This window comes from Kiloniella spongiae (assembly GCF_001026905.1).
GTDB classification, from domain to species: domain Bacteria; phylum Pseudomonadota; class Alphaproteobacteria; order Kiloniellales; family Kiloniellaceae; genus Kiloniella; species Kiloniella spongiae.
This window is the reverse complement of sequence record NZ_LAQL01000022.1, coordinates 1-18,221: the sequence shown is the minus strand read 5'-3', so window position 1 is coordinate 18,221 and position 18,221 is coordinate 1. Positions and strand designations below refer to the sequence as shown.

Sequence of the window (18,221 nt, the reverse complement as noted above, 5' to 3'; positions counted from 1 at the left end):
TCCATTCAACATATCACTCAACTTAACTTGGCCTATAAGATGACAACAGATCAAACTTTCCTCTTTGCCCTTTTTGGATCCGTATTTGTTCTCTTGATTTGGGGGAAGATCAGGTATGATCTCGTAGCTTTCGGAGCACTTGTTATTTCTGTTGTCGCGGGATTTGTAACACCTGACGAAGCATTTTCGGGCTTCGGTCACCCCGCTGTGGTCATTATTGCGCTCGTCCTGATTGTCTCTCGCGGCCTAATCAATTCAGGGGCTGTCGAATTGATTTCAAGCGTTGTATTATCCTCTAATCGCCCCCTTCCCCTGCACATCGGGATCATGTCAGTCGTTGGCGCGGCTTTATCTGCTATCATCAATAACGTAGCTGCTCTGGCTCTTTTGATGTCTTTGGATATGGAAGCCGCAGAAAAAGCAAAACGAGCCGTTGCCCTCAGCCTGATGCCATTGTCTTTTGCAACTATTTTAGGGGGCATGATCACCCTAATAGGAACACCACCGAATATTGTCATCGCGCAGTATCGTGAACGCGTTCTTGGTGAAGGCTATGGCATGTTTGACTTTGCCCCTGTGGGTTTATGTGTTGCCTTTGCAGGTATTGTGTTTGTTGCCTTAATTGGCTGGCGCCTCATCCCCCAAAGAGAACCTGTCGGAAGCATTCGTAACGACGAAGACACAGATCTATTTGTTGCCGAAGCACAAGTTCCCGAAGACTCAAAATCTATTGGCCTTACCATGAACCAGCTATATCCCCTCGCCAACGAGCACGATATTACTGTACTTGGGTTGGTTAGACGCGGAAGGCGTTTACCGGGTTTTGCACGTTACGAAGAAATTCGAAAAGATGATCATCTGGTTCTTGAGGGTGACCCCAAATCTATCGAAGCTTTTTTAGGCGGAGCACAGTTGGATTTTGCAGGTAAAGAGAAGCATGAGCACGGTTTGACCAGTTCATCATTAAAGCTTGCCGAAGCCATTGTACCTGAAGGAGCAAGAATAGAAGGAAGATCAAGTAATAGCCTGAGACTTCTCTCGCGGCACGGGGTTACCCTTCTAGGCGCTTCCAGACAAGGTAAACGCTTTCGCGAACGCGTTCGAAAGCTAAAAATCGAAAGCGGTGACATGCTACTTCTACTCGGCCCTGAAGATCGCTTAACAGAGGTCATGAGCTGGCTTGGCGTCCTTCCGCTTGCAGAAAAACAGCATTCGGTCATACAACGTAAAAAAGCTTCACTGGCGATAGGCCTGTTCCTCGGCGCCATTGCTTTATCAGTCGCTGGCTTGGTCTATCTTCCCGTCGCATTGGCTGGCTGTGTTATCGCCTTTGCCGCACTCAGTGTAGTTTCTGGACGAGAAGTTTACGAAAGCGTCGAATGGAAAGTCATTGTGCTTCTGGCCTCGCTAATACCTCTCGGGATCGCCTTGGAGAATTCTGGCGGCACCAAACTCATCGCAGAATTAATCGTCGCCCAAACAGCAGGTTGGCCTCATTGGGCTATTCTGACCGTTTTAATTGTTGTAACCATGACCCTATCAGACTTTCTTAATAATGTGGCAACAGCCCTAATTGCCGCCCCCATAGGGTTAGATGTTGCCAATGCTATTGGCGCGTCACCTGATCCTTTTCTAATGGGTGTCGCTGTCGCCGCCTCTTGTGCCTTCCTGACACCAATCGGGCATAAGAATAATACGATTATTATGGGACCTGGCGGATATCGGTTTGGCGATTATTGGCGAATGGGATTACCCCTGGAGATACTGGTTGTCACTATCTCTGTACCAGCAATTCTATTCTTCTGGCCTCTATAGTAACTTGCTATAGCTTAGGGTACTGATTGATGTAATCCTGAAACGGAGGAAAACGTTCTATCAGCCCTTTAACACCTAACTCCTGCATCAAAGCCACGTTTTTTTCTGGAATTTCATCCGGCGATTTGTAGCTATCGAGCACACGACCCATCTGTCCTTCGCGAATGATATGAAGCACGGGGAAAGGAGACCTGTTTGTCCAATTAGTGATGTCTTCTACGGGAAGATCCGCAAACTGATAATTGGGGTGAAAACTGGCCAACTGAAATAATCCCTCAACACCTGCCTGAATCAAAGCATCTTCAGCAGTGTCCAATAGATCTAGAAAGGTTTCAAAATCGTCAAATCCCTTTGGAAAAACGATAAGCGACGTTGAAGCCTCTTCCTCAGAACTTTGTTGCAGAAATAAAAGCTCCCTTAGAAATCCATTCATCGCTGCGGAGAGTTTTCCCTCTTCAACAGTCACATACCGAACAGATCCACGGCTTCGTTCCGGGGCAGCAAACGGGCAAAGGTTTTGTCCGATTACCATTGCATCGACCCACAGTCGTGTGAGTTCCAGAGCATTAGCAATTTTATAAGAAGGATATAGTTGAGACATATCCGGAGTTATAGAACCAATCGTACGCCTTGCCTAGTCACAACTGAAAACATGGTTATCAAGGCCAAAAGACAGCTACAAAAAAGGCGGCCATAAAGACCGCCTCTTTTAATATTTATTTCTGATCGCTTAGAACAGACCTTCGATTTGCCCATCGTCATTCAGATAGATGTTGTTCGCAGCAGGCTGACGTGGCAGCCCCGGCATTGTCATGATCGCACCAGTAACAACCACGATGAAGCCAGCACCTGCTGAAAGGCGAACTTCACGAACAGGAACAGCGTGACCTGATGGTGCCCCCAGAAGGGAAGGATCAGTCGAGAAGCTGTACTGTGTTTTTGCCATACAAACTGGGTAGTGGCCGTAGTTTTCCTGAAGCTCAGCAATCTGCTTACGCACAGAAGCGTCTGCGATGATTTCGCTTGCACCATAGATTTCTGTCGCGATGGTTTCGATTTTTTCCCATAGCGGCATTTCATCAGGGTAAAGCGGTGTAAAGTCTGCAACACCAGAATCAGCAAGCTCAACAACGTGGTGCGCCAGCTCTTCAGTACCAGCACCACCATTTGCCCAGTGACTGGCTATGATTGCTTTTGCACCCAAAGCTTCACAAGCAGCAGAAATAGCAGCGATCTCAGCATCTGTATCTGTGATGAACTGGTTAATAGCAACAACAGCTGGAACCTTGAATTTCTTGATGTTGGCAATGTGACGCGCAAGGTTCTCAGAACCTTTGGTCACTGCATCAACATTTTCGTCACCCAGATCCGCTTTCGCAACACCACCGTGCATTTTCAACGCACGAACAGTAGCAACGATAACAACCGCATCCGGCTTCAGACCGGCTTTACGACATTTGATATCAAAGAACTTCTCGGCACCGAGGTCAGCACCAAAACCAGCTTCAGTAACAACATAATCAGCAAGTTTAAGAGCAGTTTTTGTCGCGATCACAGAGTTACAACCATGCGCAATGTTCGCGAAAGGACCACCGTGAATAAAGGCAGCATTGTTTTCCAGCGTCTGAACCAGATTCGGTGAAATAGCATCTTTCAACAGAACAGCCATCGCACCAGGACCTTTTAGATCACGTGCATATATTGGCTTTTTCTCACGAGTGTAAGCAACGATGATGTCACCAAGACGGTTAGAGAGGTCGTTCAGGTCTTTGGAAAGACAGAAGATTGCCATAATCTCGGATGCAACTACGATGTCATAACCATCCTGACGTGGATAGCCATTGGCAACACCGCCCATAGAGTTGGTAATCGCACGCAATGCACGGTCATTCATGTCAACAACACGTTTCCACTGAACACGACGGGAATCAATACCCAGCTCGTTACCCCAATAGATATGGTTGTCCAAAAGAGCAGACAGAAGGTTGTGCGCAACACCAATAGCGTGGAAGTCACCTGTGAAGTGTAGATTGATATCTTCCATTGGAACAACCTGGGCGTAACCGCCACCAGCAGCACCACCTTTAACACCAAAACACGGACCCAGTGATGGCTCACGAAGTGCCATGATTGCCTTTTTACCAATACGGTTAAGGCCGTCACCCAGACCAACGGTCGTTGTTGTTTTACCTTCACCAGCTGGTGTCGGGTTGATCGCTGTCACCAGGATCAATTTACCGTCTTTGTTTCCCTGAATGGAGTTAATGAAATCAAAAGACAGTTTTGCTTTGTTTGGACCATACTGAAGCAACTGGTCAGCAGGAATTCCAATTTTCTCGGCAACCTGAGTAATTGGTTGCATCTTTGCCTCGCGGGCAATCTCAATATCACTCTTGGCCATGGGGCTTAGCCCTCCCTACGTATCGGTAACAAAATTTCAAGAGACATTAACTGGGGTTTTCTTTTGGAGATATCGTAAGAGCGTCACTCCGTCACCAAGAAACACCGAAATCAGGCCGTTTTAGCATTCGTAATATACTATCATAGCATATGGATTTCAAATCACGCTTGCTACTCACTCATCAAACACACATCGAAATATAAGCATAAACCACTGAAATAAAAAAATATTTAGCGTTAAAGCTAAAAATTATTGTTCCTTAGGATCTTTAAATCTCCCCCATTCGCTTCCGCTCATTAATAAAAGCTGACATATGAAAAGTAGCATGCTCTGAACGAAGCGTATGTTGCTGCCCAACCGGGCAAGCCCTGCGTGCAAGGCACCCCTTTGTGGCACATGATGTCCCTGCTTTTGATGCCACGTGATCAGCGCAGGCCAAATAGTCATATCCATGCTCCTCACCAAAAGCATCAACTGGGCAGATTTTCAGACAGGGTTGATCTTCACAACTCAGGCAAGGACTGGATACTTCCGATTTTGGGGCTGGTAACTCTATTGCTTCGGGAAGCAAAATCGCAGCGCGGAGCGCGTGCCATGTACCCCAATCTGAACTGATAAAAAGACCGATTGGACTTGAGAACAAGGCTTCTGCCCGGGAAGCCCACTTCTGAAAAGGATGATATGGCGGGCCATCAGAAGGGAAAAGCGCCTCCCCTCCGGCCTTTGCAGCTATTGGTCCAACAGTTCGTTTGGTCCAGTTATCCATAGGATCAGAGACAGCATCCAGAAATTCATCCGACCGCTTAAAAGAGTCCCAAAAATCGCCGGAACCAATATTGCCAACCATAATTACAGATAAAGTTGACTGCCCAGAGGATAAATCTGGCACCTGATCTTCCGGCCCGGGATGGAAAATACCCCTGAACACAAAACCACTATTCGAAAGATCGTCCGTAATATCATCAAGCTTCAGCGTACTATTCCCCTTGCAGGTCCCCGTGCTGGTTCTTTGGATAATGAACCCAAGGTTCGGGAGGGCTGGGATCTTGAGGCCATTCCACAATATGATCTTCCAGATCTGCGTCCTCAACGTCTGTTTCAGATACGACCTTATCCAAGGCAGATACCCCGGCTTCATGAACAGAATTGGGGTTTCCTGTAATTAAAGGATGCCACCAGGGAAGTTCTCCTCCCTCGTGCAACAAACGATAAGCACAGGTCGGCGGCATGAAGCTCAATGTTTCGATGTTATCAGCTGTAACCTTGATACAGTCAGGCACATATTGATGACGTGTCTCATATAAACTGCATTGGCACGTTCCAAGATCCAAAAGTTTGCATACAACATCCGTATCGACAATCTCTTCCGTATCAGCATCTTCCAACTTCACAAGACAGCACTTGCCGCAGCCATCACAGAGGCTCTCCCACTCCTTAGATGTCATCTCCGTTAACTTTTTGGTTTCCCAAAAAGGCTGCTCTTCTTTTTCTCTCACCATACGACGTAACATGCTTTTTATAATTATCGGGTGTAACAATCTCATGCCCCTATTAAGGCATACTGTTTTACGCATATTTAGATAATTAAATTTAAAGTAACAAATCTTATGTAAATTAAAAATGTTTTGGACTTGCCGCCATGACACTTACATATGTTTGTTTTCATGCTCGCATATAAGGATCTCAGTTAAGATGAGACAGCTAGTTGCGTAGTGTTTGATATTTAGAACTCTATTCCTCTTTACCCTGTTCCCTTTTGTCCTCCCCCTGTTCTTATGCATCACGCCTTGAGACGATATTGAATACGAAACGGCGACCTAATTAACCTATTGGTTAAGTTATGCTTGACGAGCGAATATCAATCCCAAATAATTAACCAATAAGTTAAGTAATATTTCAGGAGCTGATTTATGCTACACAAGAAAATTGTTTCACGAGAGGATTGGTTGGTTGAGCGCAAGAAACTCCTCAAAGATGAAAAAGCGCTTACTCAGGCAAGAGATAGATTAAATGCAAAGCGCAGGGAACTTCCCTGGGTCGAAGTTACCCAAGCCTATACCTTTAAATCTGAAAACGGTCCGGTAAGTCTTTCCGATCTTTTTGGCAACTCGACACAGTTAATCGTTTATCACTTTATGTTTGACCCGGAATGGGAAAATGGGTGCGTAAGCTGTTCCCTATGGGCGGATAACTTTGAAGGCATTGATTGCCACCTAAGAGCCCGAGACATCGCCTTCGTATCTATTGCAAGGGCACCAATTGAGAAGCTTGCAAAATTCAAATCCCGTCTTAACTGGTCTTTCAATTTTGTCTCTTCCTACAGAAGTTCCTTTAGCGAAGATTTTGGCGTCAGCTTTGGAGACAACCATAAGCCCGACGACGAAATTACCTATAACTACAGACAAACCACTTTTCCCATCAACGATGCCCCCGGAATCAGTGTGTTCGTCAAAGGAGAAGACGGAAAAATATACCACAGCTATTCGACATATAGCCGTGGTCTGGACATGCTCAATGGCACATACCACTACATTGATCTAACACCCTATGGACGCAATGAAACACCGGAAGGTGGCACTATGTCATGGGTAAGACACCATGATCGCTATGAATAACAGAAATCAATCACGGATTCAGAACCCTTTCAGGATCCGTGTAATTCCTGCTCGGACATCATGCTTAACCATTCTATGACTTTTGCAATGGCAATCGACTTCTTCTTACCTTTGGGGTGAAGCAACCAATAAGCTTGAGCAAGCATTGCCTCTTTTCCTTCAAACGGCTTAATAAGCAACCCCGTTGCCAGATCATCTTCGACCAGACGTCCCCGTGCCAGCGCAACCCCCAAACCTTGTACCGCTGCCCTCAGCACCAAATCAGACGACGCAAAACGCGGACCAGAGCGCGTATCAAAATCCAAACTATCTTGCTCGGAAAGCCAGCGCTGCCAACTTGCCTGCGGATCACGATCATGCAACAGAGGCAGTTCCTCCAAGGCAGATAGCTCTGTAGGTCGGCCAACCTTCAGCCATAAGGATGTACTCATCACCGGGAAAAGCTGTTCATCCATCAACGGCGTACATTCCAACCCATCCCATGGACCCTGCCCCATTCGAATAGCAAGATCGGCCCCATGATCAGCAGCAAAATTTAATTTCTGGTCAACAACAATAGACAGCTCTATCCATGGAAAGGTCGCATTAAAGTCCTGTAATCTTGGAAGCAACCATCGCGCTGCAAACGACGGAGTTGTTGAAATCGTGACAGCATTCCCCTGTTTACTTTCCCGAACAGCCTCAACAGCACTTGCCATATCATTGAGATTCTCCAGAGCAACGCGCCCGATATCCTCCCCCTGAGGGGTAAACTTAATCGTCCTCACCCCCTGTTCGCGATCAATCAACGATACACCAATCCAGGCCTCTAGTTCCTGAACATGTTTACTGATCGACGAATGTGTAATCTCAAGCAATCTCGCAGCTGGCCTTATACCACCTGTCTCGTACACAGCAGCAAAAGCCCGTATGGCATTTAAAGGTAAATTCTTCATGGATTATTTTATAGACCAAAAGGAACTATTTTGTGAACAGTAAAAATTTTCAAAATCCGATAAAAGAATAGTTACATCAAGAAAAACCCACAAAACAAATTCAAACATATTATTTAATATCAAATAGATACAATGAGATATTAAGAGATAAGGAAAATCAAATGGGCATGCTATACAAAGGCGAATGGACTGACCAAGATGACATCATTCATAACGGTGCATATATTCGCCCAGACAGCAAATATAATGGTGAAATAGCTAAAGACGTTATTGAAAACATAGCCACCTTTCCAGGCCGTTACTGGCTTATCGGCTCGAACAGTTGCCAATGGTCACAAAGACCCATGCTAATGCGTCGCCTTAAAAAACTGGATAACCTTATCCCCCTACACATCGCTCATGGTCCCCGCTTGGAAGGCTATGCAATAAACGGCGGCGCAACATGGGATATACCCGGATCGCAGTTCGCAATATGTCATCTACATCAACTCTACACCTTAAGCGATCCCGACTATACGGGCCGCTCAACAGTTCCTGTTTTATGGGATAGCCTGTCTCAACAGATCATTTCCAATGAATCATCTCAAATCATGCATGCGTTAGATAAGGTCGAAACAGAAGATCAACATCCTTTGACTTATTATCCACCCTCACTCAGTAAAGAAATGTCCCTCACGGATAGCTGGATATATAGCGGGTTGAGTAACGGCGTATACAAAGCAGGTTTTGCCCAAAGCCAAAATGCTTATAATCAAGCAGTTGCACTTGTCTTCCACACACTGGACAGGTTGGAACAGATACTCACGGAAAAGCGGTTTCTTTTTGGTCCCGATCAGACAGCATCTGATTGGAAACTCTTCACAACACTGCTCAGGTTTGATCTGGTTTATTACACCCTGCACAGATGCATAAAAAGAAGATTGGTGGACTATCCAAATTTATGGGCCTACACGAGAGATCTTTACCAAACCCGATCAATCTCTGGCATAGTGGACATTCCAACAATCGTTGCAGCCAGTTACCAAAATGATACGACGAACAATCCTCATAACATCATCCCTATTATGCCGGATCTTGATTGGGAGACACCACACGAAAGAGATACTTTAAAGGCAAACAGAAGCTAACGAATCACAGATTACATCAAAAAAACCCGCAAGTGCTACGATTTATCGCACTGAGCAAGAACAAAATAACATTATTTTTAGTGTTGTTTTTTTCACAATTAAATCAATAAATTAACCTAGATACAAATAATATAACACAATTTTATAGGATATTATTCTTGATATTACTGCGAACTGTGTTAAATCAAACTTAAATGTAATATGCAAAACACTATATGTATGCTACATACTCGTCCAAAATTACATGACACCTTAGGCGAGATTATAGGTTGTGATCGACAAAAACAGTCGACACGCCAATAAGCACCAAATAAATGCCTCAATCCTAAGGCAGATATGAAAGTGCTTATTCACGGATGGGCATTAGTTAACCCAGCCACTGATGAATGAATTTGAAGCAATGGCTTTCACAGGCCATGCTGTCATAGTAAGGAAGCAGGAGCAGTTAATGACTGTTGAGCAATTGGCAATAGCGGATCCAACACCGGGCGATATCATGGCGACCACTGAAAAGCCGTTACCAAAATCGGTAACTGGCGAAACTGTTTTATCCGTTACCCATCATACAGACTCGTTGTTTTCGTTCAAGATCACGCGCCCTGCTGCATTCCGCTTCCGCACAGGTGAGTTTGTCATGATCGGTCTTATGGTTGACGGCAAACCACTTCTGCGTGCCTATTCCATTGCAAGCCCTGCCTGGGACGAAACAATCGAGCTTTATTCAATTAAGGTTCCAAACGGCCCGCTCACATCACGCCTGCAAAATATCAAGCCTGGCGACATGGTACTGTTGGGTAAAAAGCCAACAGGAACGCTGGTTCTTGATGCACTGGTTCCCGGCAAACGTCTCTATATGATGTCAACAGGTACAGGACTTGCGCCTTTTGCCAGCGTTATCCGTGATCCCGAAACTTACGACAAATTCGAAGAAGTCATCCTGATCCACAGCTGCCGCTATAAAGAAGAGCTAAAATACGGTGAAGAACTCGTTTCCAGCCTGTATGAGCACGAGTTTCTTGGCGAGATGGTTTCCGAAAAATTGAGATACTACAACTCTGTAACGCGCGAAGATTTCATTCGCCGCGGCAGAATTCCCGAACTCTTCCGCTCTGGGAAAATCACAACAGACCTGGAAGTACCAGCTTTGAACCCTGAAACAGATCGTGTCATGATCTGCGGTTCCATGGAAATGCTTAAATCCTGCGCCGAACTCTGCGAAGAAGCGGGCCTCAGCGAAGGTGCCAATAGCAAACCAGGGGAATACGTCGTTGAGAAAGCTTTCGTAGGTTAAGCATCAACCATCTTGATTGATTAGAAAGGCGGTGTGAAAATACCGTCTTTTTTCTTGCCTTCATGCGCCTGTACCAACAGCCAGTCTTTAACAATTCTGCACTGTGCATTCCCTGAAGAATTTTGCGTCACACGCAGATAATAGGCCATATCACTCCCGATAGACATTGAGAGCGGTAAGACAAGGCGTCCAGAGATTACCGCATCCATAATCATAGCCCGATGACCAATCGCGATACCGACACCGGCCACGGCAGCCTCCAGAGCATGGCTGGAGTTCATAAAGCTTTGCCATGCGACAGGTTCAATATCTTCCAGCCCAGATTGACACATCCAGGATTGCCAGTCCTGATCACGAGGGCTCTCCTCTACCCTGATTAATGTATGGGTTGAGATATCGGCAGCCTCTTTGATAGGATTTTTCTTTTGTAAATCTGGCGCCAGAACAATCCACGCGTCATCAGGCATAAAAAATATTTTCTCATCCTTTGCCGTAGCTTCCTTCTTGCCTGTCAGCACCTCAGGTGCAATCACCAAGTCAGCGTCAGCACGCCTCAGATCAGGTAAAGTCGCTCGCGTAACCAATCTCAAATCAATCTCGGGGTGTTTTTGCTGCAAATCAGACATCCTGGGTATGAGCCAGCGCTGAGCAAAACTATTTAACACAGCAAGAGTTACCTGCCCCCTGCCGGATGCTTCCTCCATCCCTTCTTGCAACAATCGAAATCCAGCGCTCAAGCGTTCAGCAAGCCTTTCTCCGCGCGGCGTTAATGCTATCCCCATAGCAACACGCTCTGTTAAACTGCCTCCAACATATAATTCCAACTTACGCAGCTGCTGACTAACAGCTGGCTGGGTCACCCCCAAAGAGGAAGCAGCCTGGGATACACTGCCCAATCGAGCCACAGCTTCAAAAACACGCATGGCAAGCAAAGGGTATTGGGGATTATAGCCGTTCATATTAGATTTTCTTATATATCCATCATAAATTCGAATTTGCTTTAGATAAAACAAGGGCATCTTATCAATAACAGAAAACCATTATAAGAAAATATTTAACGTCAGATTATATTATGGAACTTTGGATACCTATCACAATCGCCGCTGCGCTTTTTCAAAATATTCGAACCGCTCTGCAAAAGCATCTCAAAGGGCGACTGGATACAACTGGCGCGACCTACGCACGTTTTCTCTATGCCGTGCCTTTTTCCTGGATATATCTTGTCATTTTGCTTCACGTCCAAAGCCCTGATACAGCTGGTACGAATGCACTTCCAACGATCAATACATGGTTCCTAAGCTATGGTGCTATCGGCGGCATTGCCCAAATACTGGCAACCTTTGTTCTTGTCTGGTTATTTGGACAAAGAAACTTTGCTGTCGGAACCAGCCTAACCAAAACAGAAGCCATCCAGACTGCTTTGTTTGGCTTTGTCCTCTTAGGAGACAGTTTAACTGTTCAAGCGATAGCAGGTATAATCATAAGCTTAGTTGGCGTATTTGCTCTCTACAAAAAAAAGGAGCAAGCAATCTCCGGCTCAACCTCAACCCAAAATTCCACCATTACAGCATTGATAACCCAAATAACCCGCATCATCACAACAGACAGAAGTATTTTACCTGGGCTTGTAGCCGGTGGGCTGTTTGCAATATCCGCGGTATCATATCGTGCCGCATCCCTATCGTTGGACGATAGCAGATTTGCTATTCAGTCTGCCTACACTTTAGTTTGGGTCACCGGGTTTCAAACACTTATAATGGGTGCCTATATACTAAGTACGGCCCCAAAAGTATTCCTAAAAGTTCTTCAAAGTTGGAAAGCAGCTATCTGGATCGGCTTAACAGGTATGCTGGGCTCTGCGGGGTGGTTTGCAGCAATGACGTTAGAAAACGCGGCACACGTCAGAACTTTAGGGCAGATCGAGCTTATCTTTACCCTTATAATCGGCTACCTCTTTTTTAAAGAACGCCTTACACGTAAAGAACTTATTGGAATCGCACTGATTACTGCGGGGATTATCACGCTAATACTGGAATAAACAGGCACAAATTTTAAGCTGTTAATCTTTGCGCCGCAACAGGAAAGACCAGAGTTACAGTTGTCCCCGCATTAGGCGCGCTCTCAATCAGGAACTGAGCCCCGTGCAATTCCGTCAATCGTTTGGAAAGTGGCAAGCCCAAACCAGTCCCCTCATGCTTCCGACTTAAGCTGGAATCAACCTGACCAAACGGCGCCAGAGCTTTTGGGATTTCACTTGCGGACATGCCGATCCCTGTATCCATAACAGACAACTCTAACCCGCGATCAGATATATGTGTTGTAATAGTTATCGCCCCACCCGGTAAAGTAAACTTGATTGCGTTGGATATCAGATTGATCAGCACTTGCTTGATGCGACGCTCATCACCACAAAGACCGGGCAGCCCGGAATCGAGCTGCAACAATACGCTCAAACTTGCCTGTTCGGCGCGGCCTGACAGCATTTTATTACAACGCAGAACAACATTGTTAATGTCGAAATATTCTTCGTGAAGTTCAATTTTCCCGGCTTCTGCTTTCGACAGATCCAGAATGTCGTTGATTAGTTCAAGCAAATGCGTACCTGACTCATTTACATCCCGCGCATAGTCTTTGTATCGCGGACTACCGAGTGGACCGAACATTTCACCAGCAAGAATTTCAGAAAATCCTAAAATCGCATTTAACGGTGTTCGCAACTCATGGCTCATCAAGGCCATAAACTCTGATTTAGCCCTATTTGCCAGCTCGGCGCTTTCTTTGAGAACGGTGAGTTCTTTTTCAACTTCCTTTTGCTCGGTAATATCCTGCATCACACACACGAAATACTGGATTTCCCCCTCATCATCAAAAATAGGACTAAGGTCAATTTGATTCCAAAGCGTATGACCATCCCGATGGTAATTCAGCATATCAACACGGGCATGGCGATTTTCATTCAAGCTCTTCTCCAGAACATCCCGGACATGAGGATCAGTACCATCACCTTGTAAAAAACCGGAATGAAGATAAGGTATTTCCTTGTTTGTATAACCCGTTAACTTCGTAAAAGCAGGGTTTGTATAGATAATGGGACGATTTTCATCCTGAGCATCAGCAATAATAACCCCGGCATCCGTAGAACTTACCGCCGCAGCCAAACGATGATTCTCACGGCTAAGGTCCATAAGCTCTGCCTCACGGGCTTTATAGTCACTAATATCAGTATAAACAGTGAAAAGGTCATTTTCCGGTGTTTTATGATCCGTAATCTTCAACCAGGAATCTTCAGCAAACTGAAACTCCCTGTTCCGCTTCCCCCGGCGTGACATCATGGCTTTTATATAACTTTCGCGCTTTTCAACGCTCAGCGGGTCCTGCCCGGTATTCACATAGGAAATTGAGACGTCTTCATAGGTCATCCCCACACGAATTGCCATCGGGCGTCCTGGGAAGAAAATTTCCTGAAAGCGGCGATTAAAGGCGACTAGCTTGTCATTTTCGTCATAGAGAGTTACGGCACCGGAAAAGCTTTCAAACGCACGGAACAACCGCGCGTGAGCTGTTGCCATCTTTTCTTGCTCTTTTATGCGCTCAGTAATGTCGCTCCCCGCGCCCCTGTAACCTCTGAACTCGCCCTTTTTATCAAAAACAGGTACGCCACTTAAGCGTAATATGCGGGACACACCAGCAAGATCAGGCACCACAAGCTCCAGATCCCTAAAAGAAGAACGGGATTTAAGAACCTTCAAGAAGCTCTCATCAGTCAGGCCATCCCCCTTAACATCACTAAAAGATTTACCCAACAGGTTCCACTCCTGAAGCTGGGACACAAAGGTAAAGCGCAGATCAGGTCCCATTTCCCAAAACCAGTCAGTTGCCGCCCCCGCAATATCGCGAAACCTGCGTTCACTATCTTTTAACGCCAGCACAGCACCATCCCGACGCTGTGCGGTTGTTACGAAAATTCGCCCTCCTAAATAAAGAGCGATGATTAGAACCAGACTGGCCCCCAATGCAAAGCCAACCGATGCAGAATAACGATCACGCCAGACAACTTCGATATAATCAGCCGGAATTCCAATAACGACGGACAGTCCAAAATGATCAATCCCCTGCCCCATCACAATCCGCTGAACACCATCCAGATCCCAAACAGAGACATTTCCCTGCTCAGCTCCTTTCGCGGCAAGATTAGAGAGTAAATAAGGTGTCTCTCGCCCAATCAGATCTCTAGAAAAAGTATCATCCAACCATAACCGGCCATCATCTGTCTGGATAGAAACCATAGATTTTTTGGGTAACCCCAGCACCGCCCATCGCGCCATGAAATCATGAACGCGGAAAGTCGATGCGACATAAGACCTCCCCTCAACACCAGAGCTTTTTATCGTGCGTAAGACTGTTGCATACCATTCATTCTGTATCATAAAAGGTAAGCTGATTGATGCCACATTTCGCGCGTCAACAGTTTCAATCAGTTTCTGCAAGCTATATTCCGGGGGCAGAGGGATAGCCTCATCCCCAAGAATAACATCCCCATTTGAATTCAGAACAGACAAAAGCTGCACATTGTTAAATCCCGAGCGTCGGCTATGCAGAGGGATTTCATCATCAATATTTTTAAGAAAAAGCGTTAAAGGTGAAGCAATACGATTTAAGGCCGTATGAACCTGATCGTCAATCTCGTTTGAAACATCCTGATAAGTACTGTTTACCCACAGACCAATTAACAGAGCGGAAAAAATACAAGCAGCTACGTTCAGCTGAATTGCCCGAATACGCAACCTGCGTACCGAAAGGGTTCTGGAAACTCCCCTATGCTTTATGCCATCCAGATCGTCACTGCCTCCAGACAGTCCCCTGTCGCCCTTGATCACAACCCCCACCTCACTCTAACTGCAACCACACTATAAATACCGTTACAAAACAGCATCCATAACATCGATGTTTGTACTGCGATATACGCGCGCATTTTTCACCTCTAAATACGCGGTCTCTTTTCGGCTGGACCACATTTATAGATCAAGACTTATTAAATAGTTAAAAATGCGATGATTTGAGTTACAATATCATGACGTTTCAAACAATTGTTTGTCATTATTTCGTCAAAGGAAAAATGAGCGTCGCATATCGAACATGCAAAGTGGAATTTTTACCGTTATATGTATGTTATAGATGGGGTCCTGCGAATAGAATATGTGGCGTCGCATAATCGCTCCCCCGACGAATATAACCTTGGTATGAGAGAATACGGACATGTCTGAAGAAGATGATCTAGACCTTCGCGCGCTTGATGATGACGAACTTGTCTTGCAAATGCATGATGACCTTTATGATGGTCTGAAAGACGAAGTTCTAGAAGGCGTTAATATTCTTTTGGAACGCGGCTGGGCTCCATATGATGTTTTGACCAAAGCTTTGGTTGAAGGCATGCGTATTGTCGGCGTAGATTTCCGCGACGGTATTCTTTTTGTACCAGAAGTTCTACTAGCTGCTGGCGCCATGAAAGGCGGCATGGGCATCTTACGTCCTCTACTTGCTGAAACAGGCGCACCAAAACTTGGTAAAATGGTTATCGGTACAGTTAAAGGCGACATCCACGACATCGGGAAAAACCTTGTTTCCATGATGATGGAAGGTGCCGGCTTTGAAGTAATTGATCTAGGTATCAACAATCCGGTAGAAAACTATCTTGAAGCACTCGAAGAGCATAAACCAGATATTTTGGGCATGTCCGCGCTTTTGACAACCACAATGCCTTACATGAAAGTCGTTATCGACACCATGAAGGAAAAAGGCATTCGTGACGATTATGTCGTTATGGTTGGCGGCGCGCCGCTCAACGAAGCTTTTGGTGAAGCTATTGGCGCAGATCATTACTGCCGAGATGCTGCTGTCGCCGTTGAAATGGCAAAAGAAGCCATGCAACGTCGCCACAACCAAGCTTAATAAAGCTGAATAGTTCAGGACAATGTCCGATATAAACGCCCACATCAACGATAAGGAGAGCAAAACTCTCCTTATCGCTTGTGGTGCCGTTGCCAGAGAAATCATTGCCCTCAATAAACTAAATAGCTGGAATCATCTCGACATTACCTGTCTTCCGGCAATCTGGCACAATACGCCAGACAAAATTCCGCAGGGCGTACGCAGCAAAATCCAAGAAAACAAAGATGTTTACGGAAATATTGTTGTCGTTTATGGCGATTGCGGCACAGGTGGCGAGCTGGACAGAGTTCTGGAAGAAGAAGGCGTCAAACGTATTGATGGCGCTCACTGTTATGCTTTTTTCACCGGCCTTGGTGCCTTTGATCAAATGCATGAGGATGACATCACATGCTTTTACCTAACAGATTATCTCGTTAGACATTTCGATACCTTGATCATGGAAGGAATGGGTATCGCTAAACACCCTGAACTTTTACCCATGTATTTCGGCAACTACACAAAGCTCGTGTATCTGGCTCAGACAGAAGACCCGGGACTTCAAAAGCTGGCAAAACTGGCCGCCGAAAAAATTGGCTTGGAATATCACTACAAATTCACGGGATACGGCGAGTTGAGCAGCTTTATGTCTGCCATCAACTAGGAGATTTACATTGGCCAAGTTAACACTTGTTTATTGGCGGGATATCCCTGCTCAGATTATCGTTAAAGCAGGGCGTAAAAACGCTAAAATTCAACTGCACGAACGCTTTGAAAAAGCAATCGACCGCGCAGCAATGAAAGCAAAACTAAAAGACAGTGATTCATATTTGGAACACTGGCGCAGAAGTGATCCCACAGATTGTGGGGATGATCTGGATGCCGAAGCACAAGCTATGGCAACAAAGATCGAAAACGAATATACCGATGAAAAACTAGATGCCCTCGTTCAAAACGGCGGCCTTTCCAACGATAGTTAAGTCGCCAGTTACGCTAAAGACTAACGCCCATTTAGGTTTAATGAGATGAGTACAGAGTTCAATCCAGAAGTCGTTAAACAACAAATCATCGACTTCATGACTGGTTTTACAATTGAAACGACACCAGGATCAGCGTCAAAGACACCCGATTATCGTGTGCATCTTCGCCCCGGGACAGAAATTGCTGTTACCTTCCTGCCCGGCTCTGATTTTGCGGATACGGTTTCAACTTCAAAACGCCTCAAAGATGAAGGTTTCATTCCCCTTCCACACTTTGCTGCACGCTCTATTCGCTCTCGGAACGACTTTGAAGAATATCTCAAAACCCTGCAAGGCGAAGTTGGTATTGAACATGCTGTTGCACTTGGCGGTGCCGTTGATAAACCGCTTGGCGAGTTTGAAAGCTCTATGCAGTTAATGGAAACAGGCCTCTTTGACAAATACGGCATCAAATCAATTGGCGTTGCGGGTCATCCAGAAGGAAGCCCTGACATCAACGAAGCAGGTTTGCGCGAAGCTATAGCCTGGAAAAATGCCTTCAAAGAGCAAACCGATGCCTACATGTACATCGCAACACAGTTCTGCTTTGAAGCTGAACCAATCATAGCCTGGGATAAAAAAATCCAAGCTGAAGGCAACAAACTTCCCATACACCTTGGCGTACCGGGCCTTGCAACTCTAAAAACATTGATGAACCATGCAAAAGCTTGTGGCATTGGGTCCTCCATGCGCGTTCTGACTCGTCAGGCAAAAAACATCGCCAAACTGATGACGGTTAACGCCCCCGACAAATTGGTTATGGACCTTGCCCGCTATCACGCAGAAGACCCGACCTGTGGCATTAAGAAAGTTCACATGTATCCATTGGGTGGCATGAAGAAGTCGGCAGCATGGAGCTATGCTGTTACCGACGGAGACTTCACTGTTGATCCCAAAGGCAAAGGCTTCAAAATAAATCGCGATATCGGATAATATTGCTCAAACTTTGTGATTTTGTCGCTTCTATAGCCGAATAGTTACCTGAAAGGACTATTCGGCAGAAGCAATTCTGATATAAGTCCTGTACACAATTTAGAACATACGGCTTAGTCAATAAGCCCTACTTTACCGGAGACGCACCGATATGACCCGT

The 18,221-nt window shown here is 45.6% G+C and carries 16 protein-coding genes; 9 read left to right on the top strand and 7 right to left on the bottom strand.

What is annotated here, in order from left to right:
- Positions 1 to 39 precede the first annotated feature (39 nt).
- A complete protein-coding gene (locus WH96_RS19990) occupies positions 40 to 1,815 on the top strand; it encodes an SLC13 family permease (protein ID WP_047766017.1) in 1,776 nt (591 codons plus the stop codon).
- A 7-nt stretch (positions 1,816 to 1,822) separates the two neighbouring features.
- Here the strand turns inward: WH96_RS19990 and WH96_RS19985 are convergent, their stop codons facing one another.
- From WH96_RS19985 to WH96_RS19970, 4 genes are all read right to left on the bottom strand, one after another.
- The gene (locus tag WH96_RS19985) at positions 1,823 to 2,416 is read right to left on the bottom strand and encodes a DUF1415 domain-containing protein (RefSeq protein WP_047766016.1); all 594 of its coding nucleotides are present in this window, start codon (positions 2,414 to 2,416) and stop codon (positions 1,823 to 1,825) included.
- A gap of 129 nt (positions 2,417 to 2,545) precedes the next feature.
- Positions 2,546 to 4,216: a formate--tetrahydrofolate ligase gene (locus tag WH96_RS19980; protein ID WP_047766015.1), complete on the bottom strand. Its 1,671-nt coding sequence runs from the start codon at positions 4,214 to 4,216 to the stop codon at positions 2,546 to 2,548.
- Positions 4,217 to 4,484: 268 nt separating this feature from the next.
- On the bottom strand, positions 4,485 to 5,279 hold the full coding sequence (locus WH96_RS19975; protein WP_162200179.1) for a hypothetical protein: 795 nt from the start codon (positions 5,277 to 5,279) through the stop codon (positions 4,485 to 4,487).
- Entirely contained in the window at positions 5,194 to 5,754 is a 561-nt protein-coding gene (locus tag WH96_RS19970) for a YcgN family cysteine cluster protein (RefSeq protein ID WP_342667259.1), read from the bottom strand. The genes WH96_RS19975 and WH96_RS19970 overlap by 86 nt, the downstream gene beginning before the upstream one ends.
- Positions 5,755 to 6,126: 372 nt before the next feature.
- Here WH96_RS19970 and WH96_RS19965 point away from each other — a divergent pair, with 372 nt between their 5' ends.
- The gene (locus WH96_RS19965) at positions 6,127 to 6,831 is read left to right on the top strand and encodes a DUF899 domain-containing protein (protein WP_047766014.1); all 705 of its coding nucleotides are present in this window, start codon (positions 6,127 to 6,129) and stop codon (positions 6,829 to 6,831) included.
- Positions 6,832 to 6,860: 29 nt separating this feature from the next.
- Here the strand turns inward: WH96_RS19965 and WH96_RS19960 are convergent, their stop codons facing one another.
- Positions 6,861 to 7,766, bottom strand: coding sequence for a LysR substrate-binding domain-containing protein (locus WH96_RS19960; RefSeq protein WP_047766013.1), 906 nt, complete (start codon positions 7,764 to 7,766; stop codon positions 6,861 to 6,863).
- A 161-nt stretch (positions 7,767 to 7,927) separates the two neighbouring features.
- On the opposite strand from WH96_RS19960, the gene WH96_RS19955 reads away from it, so the two are divergent.
- Positions 7,928 to 8,893, top strand: coding sequence for a glutathione S-transferase C-terminal domain-containing protein (locus WH96_RS19955; RefSeq protein ID WP_047766012.1), 966 nt, complete (start codon positions 7,928 to 7,930; stop codon positions 8,891 to 8,893).
- 448 nt (positions 8,894 to 9,341) lie between these two features.
- The gene (locus WH96_RS19950) at positions 9,342 to 10,184 is read left to right on the top strand and encodes a ferredoxin--NADP reductase (RefSeq protein WP_281175867.1); all 843 of its coding nucleotides are present in this window, start codon (positions 9,342 to 9,344) and stop codon (positions 10,182 to 10,184) included.
- Positions 10,185 to 10,204: 20 nt separating this feature from the next.
- Here the strand turns inward: WH96_RS19950 and WH96_RS19945 are convergent, their stop codons facing one another.
- The gene (locus WH96_RS19945; RefSeq protein ID WP_047766011.1) at positions 10,205 to 11,143 is read right to left on the bottom strand and encodes a LysR substrate-binding domain-containing protein; all 939 of its coding nucleotides are present in this window, start codon (positions 11,141 to 11,143) and stop codon (positions 10,205 to 10,207) included.
- A 113-nt stretch (positions 11,144 to 11,256) separates the two neighbouring features.
- On the opposite strand from WH96_RS19945, the gene WH96_RS19940 reads away from it, so the two are divergent.
- Complete coding sequence (locus tag WH96_RS19940; protein WP_047766010.1) at positions 11,257 to 12,222, top strand: DMT family transporter; 966 nt, start codon at positions 11,257 to 11,259, stop codon at positions 12,220 to 12,222.
- Positions 12,223 to 12,235: 13 nt separating this feature from the next.
- Here WH96_RS19940 and WH96_RS21630 read toward each other — a convergent pair whose 3' ends face one another.
- Positions 12,236 to 15,061 carry an ATP-binding protein gene (locus WH96_RS21630; RefSeq protein WP_156176875.1) on the bottom strand — a complete coding sequence of 942 codons (2,826 nt, stop codon included), beginning with the start codon at positions 15,059 to 15,061 and terminating at the stop codon, positions 12,236 to 12,238.
- 379 nt (positions 15,062 to 15,440) lie between these two features.
- Between WH96_RS21630 and WH96_RS19930 the strand changes: the two genes are divergently transcribed.
- The 4 genes from WH96_RS19930 to WH96_RS19915 are packed head-to-tail and all read left to right on the top strand — an operon-like array spanning position 15,441 to position 18,061.
- Complete coding sequence (locus WH96_RS19930) at positions 15,441 to 16,133, top strand: corrinoid protein (RefSeq protein ID WP_047766009.1); 693 nt, start codon at positions 15,441 to 15,443, stop codon at positions 16,131 to 16,133.
- 22 nt (positions 16,134 to 16,155) lie between these two features.
- Positions 16,156 to 16,773, top strand: coding sequence for a DUF1638 domain-containing protein (locus tag WH96_RS19925; RefSeq protein ID WP_047766008.1), 618 nt, complete (start codon positions 16,156 to 16,158; stop codon positions 16,771 to 16,773).
- Between the two features lie 10 nt (positions 16,774 to 16,783).
- Entirely contained in the window at positions 16,784 to 17,089 is a 306-nt protein-coding gene (locus tag WH96_RS19920; protein WP_047766007.1) for a virulence factor, read from the top strand.
- A 45-nt stretch (positions 17,090 to 17,134) separates the two neighbouring features.
- Positions 17,135 to 18,061 (top strand): methylenetetrahydrofolate reductase, encoded by a 927-nt coding sequence (locus WH96_RS19915; protein WP_047766006.1) that lies wholly within the window; start codon positions 17,135 to 17,137, stop codon positions 18,059 to 18,061.
- Positions 18,062 to 18,221 lie beyond the last annotated feature (160 nt).

Coding starts and splice junctions, on each gene's coding strand:
- WH96_RS19990 (WP_047766017.1), top strand. CDS start 40: ATGACAACAGATCAAACTTTCCTCTTTGCCCTTTTTGGATCCGTATTT.
- WH96_RS19985 (WP_047766016.1), bottom strand. CDS start 2,416: ATGTCTCAACTATATCCTTCTTATAAAATTGCTAATGCTCTGGAACTC.
- WH96_RS19980 (WP_047766015.1), bottom strand. CDS start 4,216: ATGGCCAAGAGTGATATTGAGATTGCCCGCGAGGCAAAGATGCAACCA.
- WH96_RS19965 (WP_047766014.1), top strand. CDS start 6,127: ATGCTACACAAGAAAATTGTTTCACGAGAGGATTGGTTGGTTGAGCGC.
- WH96_RS19960 (WP_047766013.1), bottom strand. CDS start 7,766: ATGAAGAATTTACCTTTAAATGCCATACGGGCTTTTGCTGCTGTGTAC.
- WH96_RS19955 (WP_047766012.1), top strand. CDS start 7,928: ATGGGCATGCTATACAAAGGCGAATGGACTGACCAAGATGACATCATT.
- WH96_RS19950 (WP_281175867.1), top strand. CDS start 9,342: ATGACTGTTGAGCAATTGGCAATAGCGGATCCAACACCGGGCGATATC.
- WH96_RS19945 (WP_047766011.1), bottom strand. CDS start 11,143: ATGAACGGCTATAATCCCCAATACCCTTTGCTTGCCATGCGTGTTTTT.
- WH96_RS19940 (WP_047766010.1), top strand. CDS start 11,257: ATGGAACTTTGGATACCTATCACAATCGCCGCTGCGCTTTTTCAAAAT.
- WH96_RS19930 (WP_047766009.1), top strand. CDS start 15,441: ATGTCTGAAGAAGATGATCTAGACCTTCGCGCGCTTGATGATGACGAA.
- WH96_RS19925 (WP_047766008.1), top strand. CDS start 16,156: ATGTCCGATATAAACGCCCACATCAACGATAAGGAGAGCAAAACTCTC.
- WH96_RS19915 (WP_047766006.1), top strand. CDS start 17,135: ATGAGTACAGAGTTCAATCCAGAAGTCGTTAAACAACAAATCATCGAC.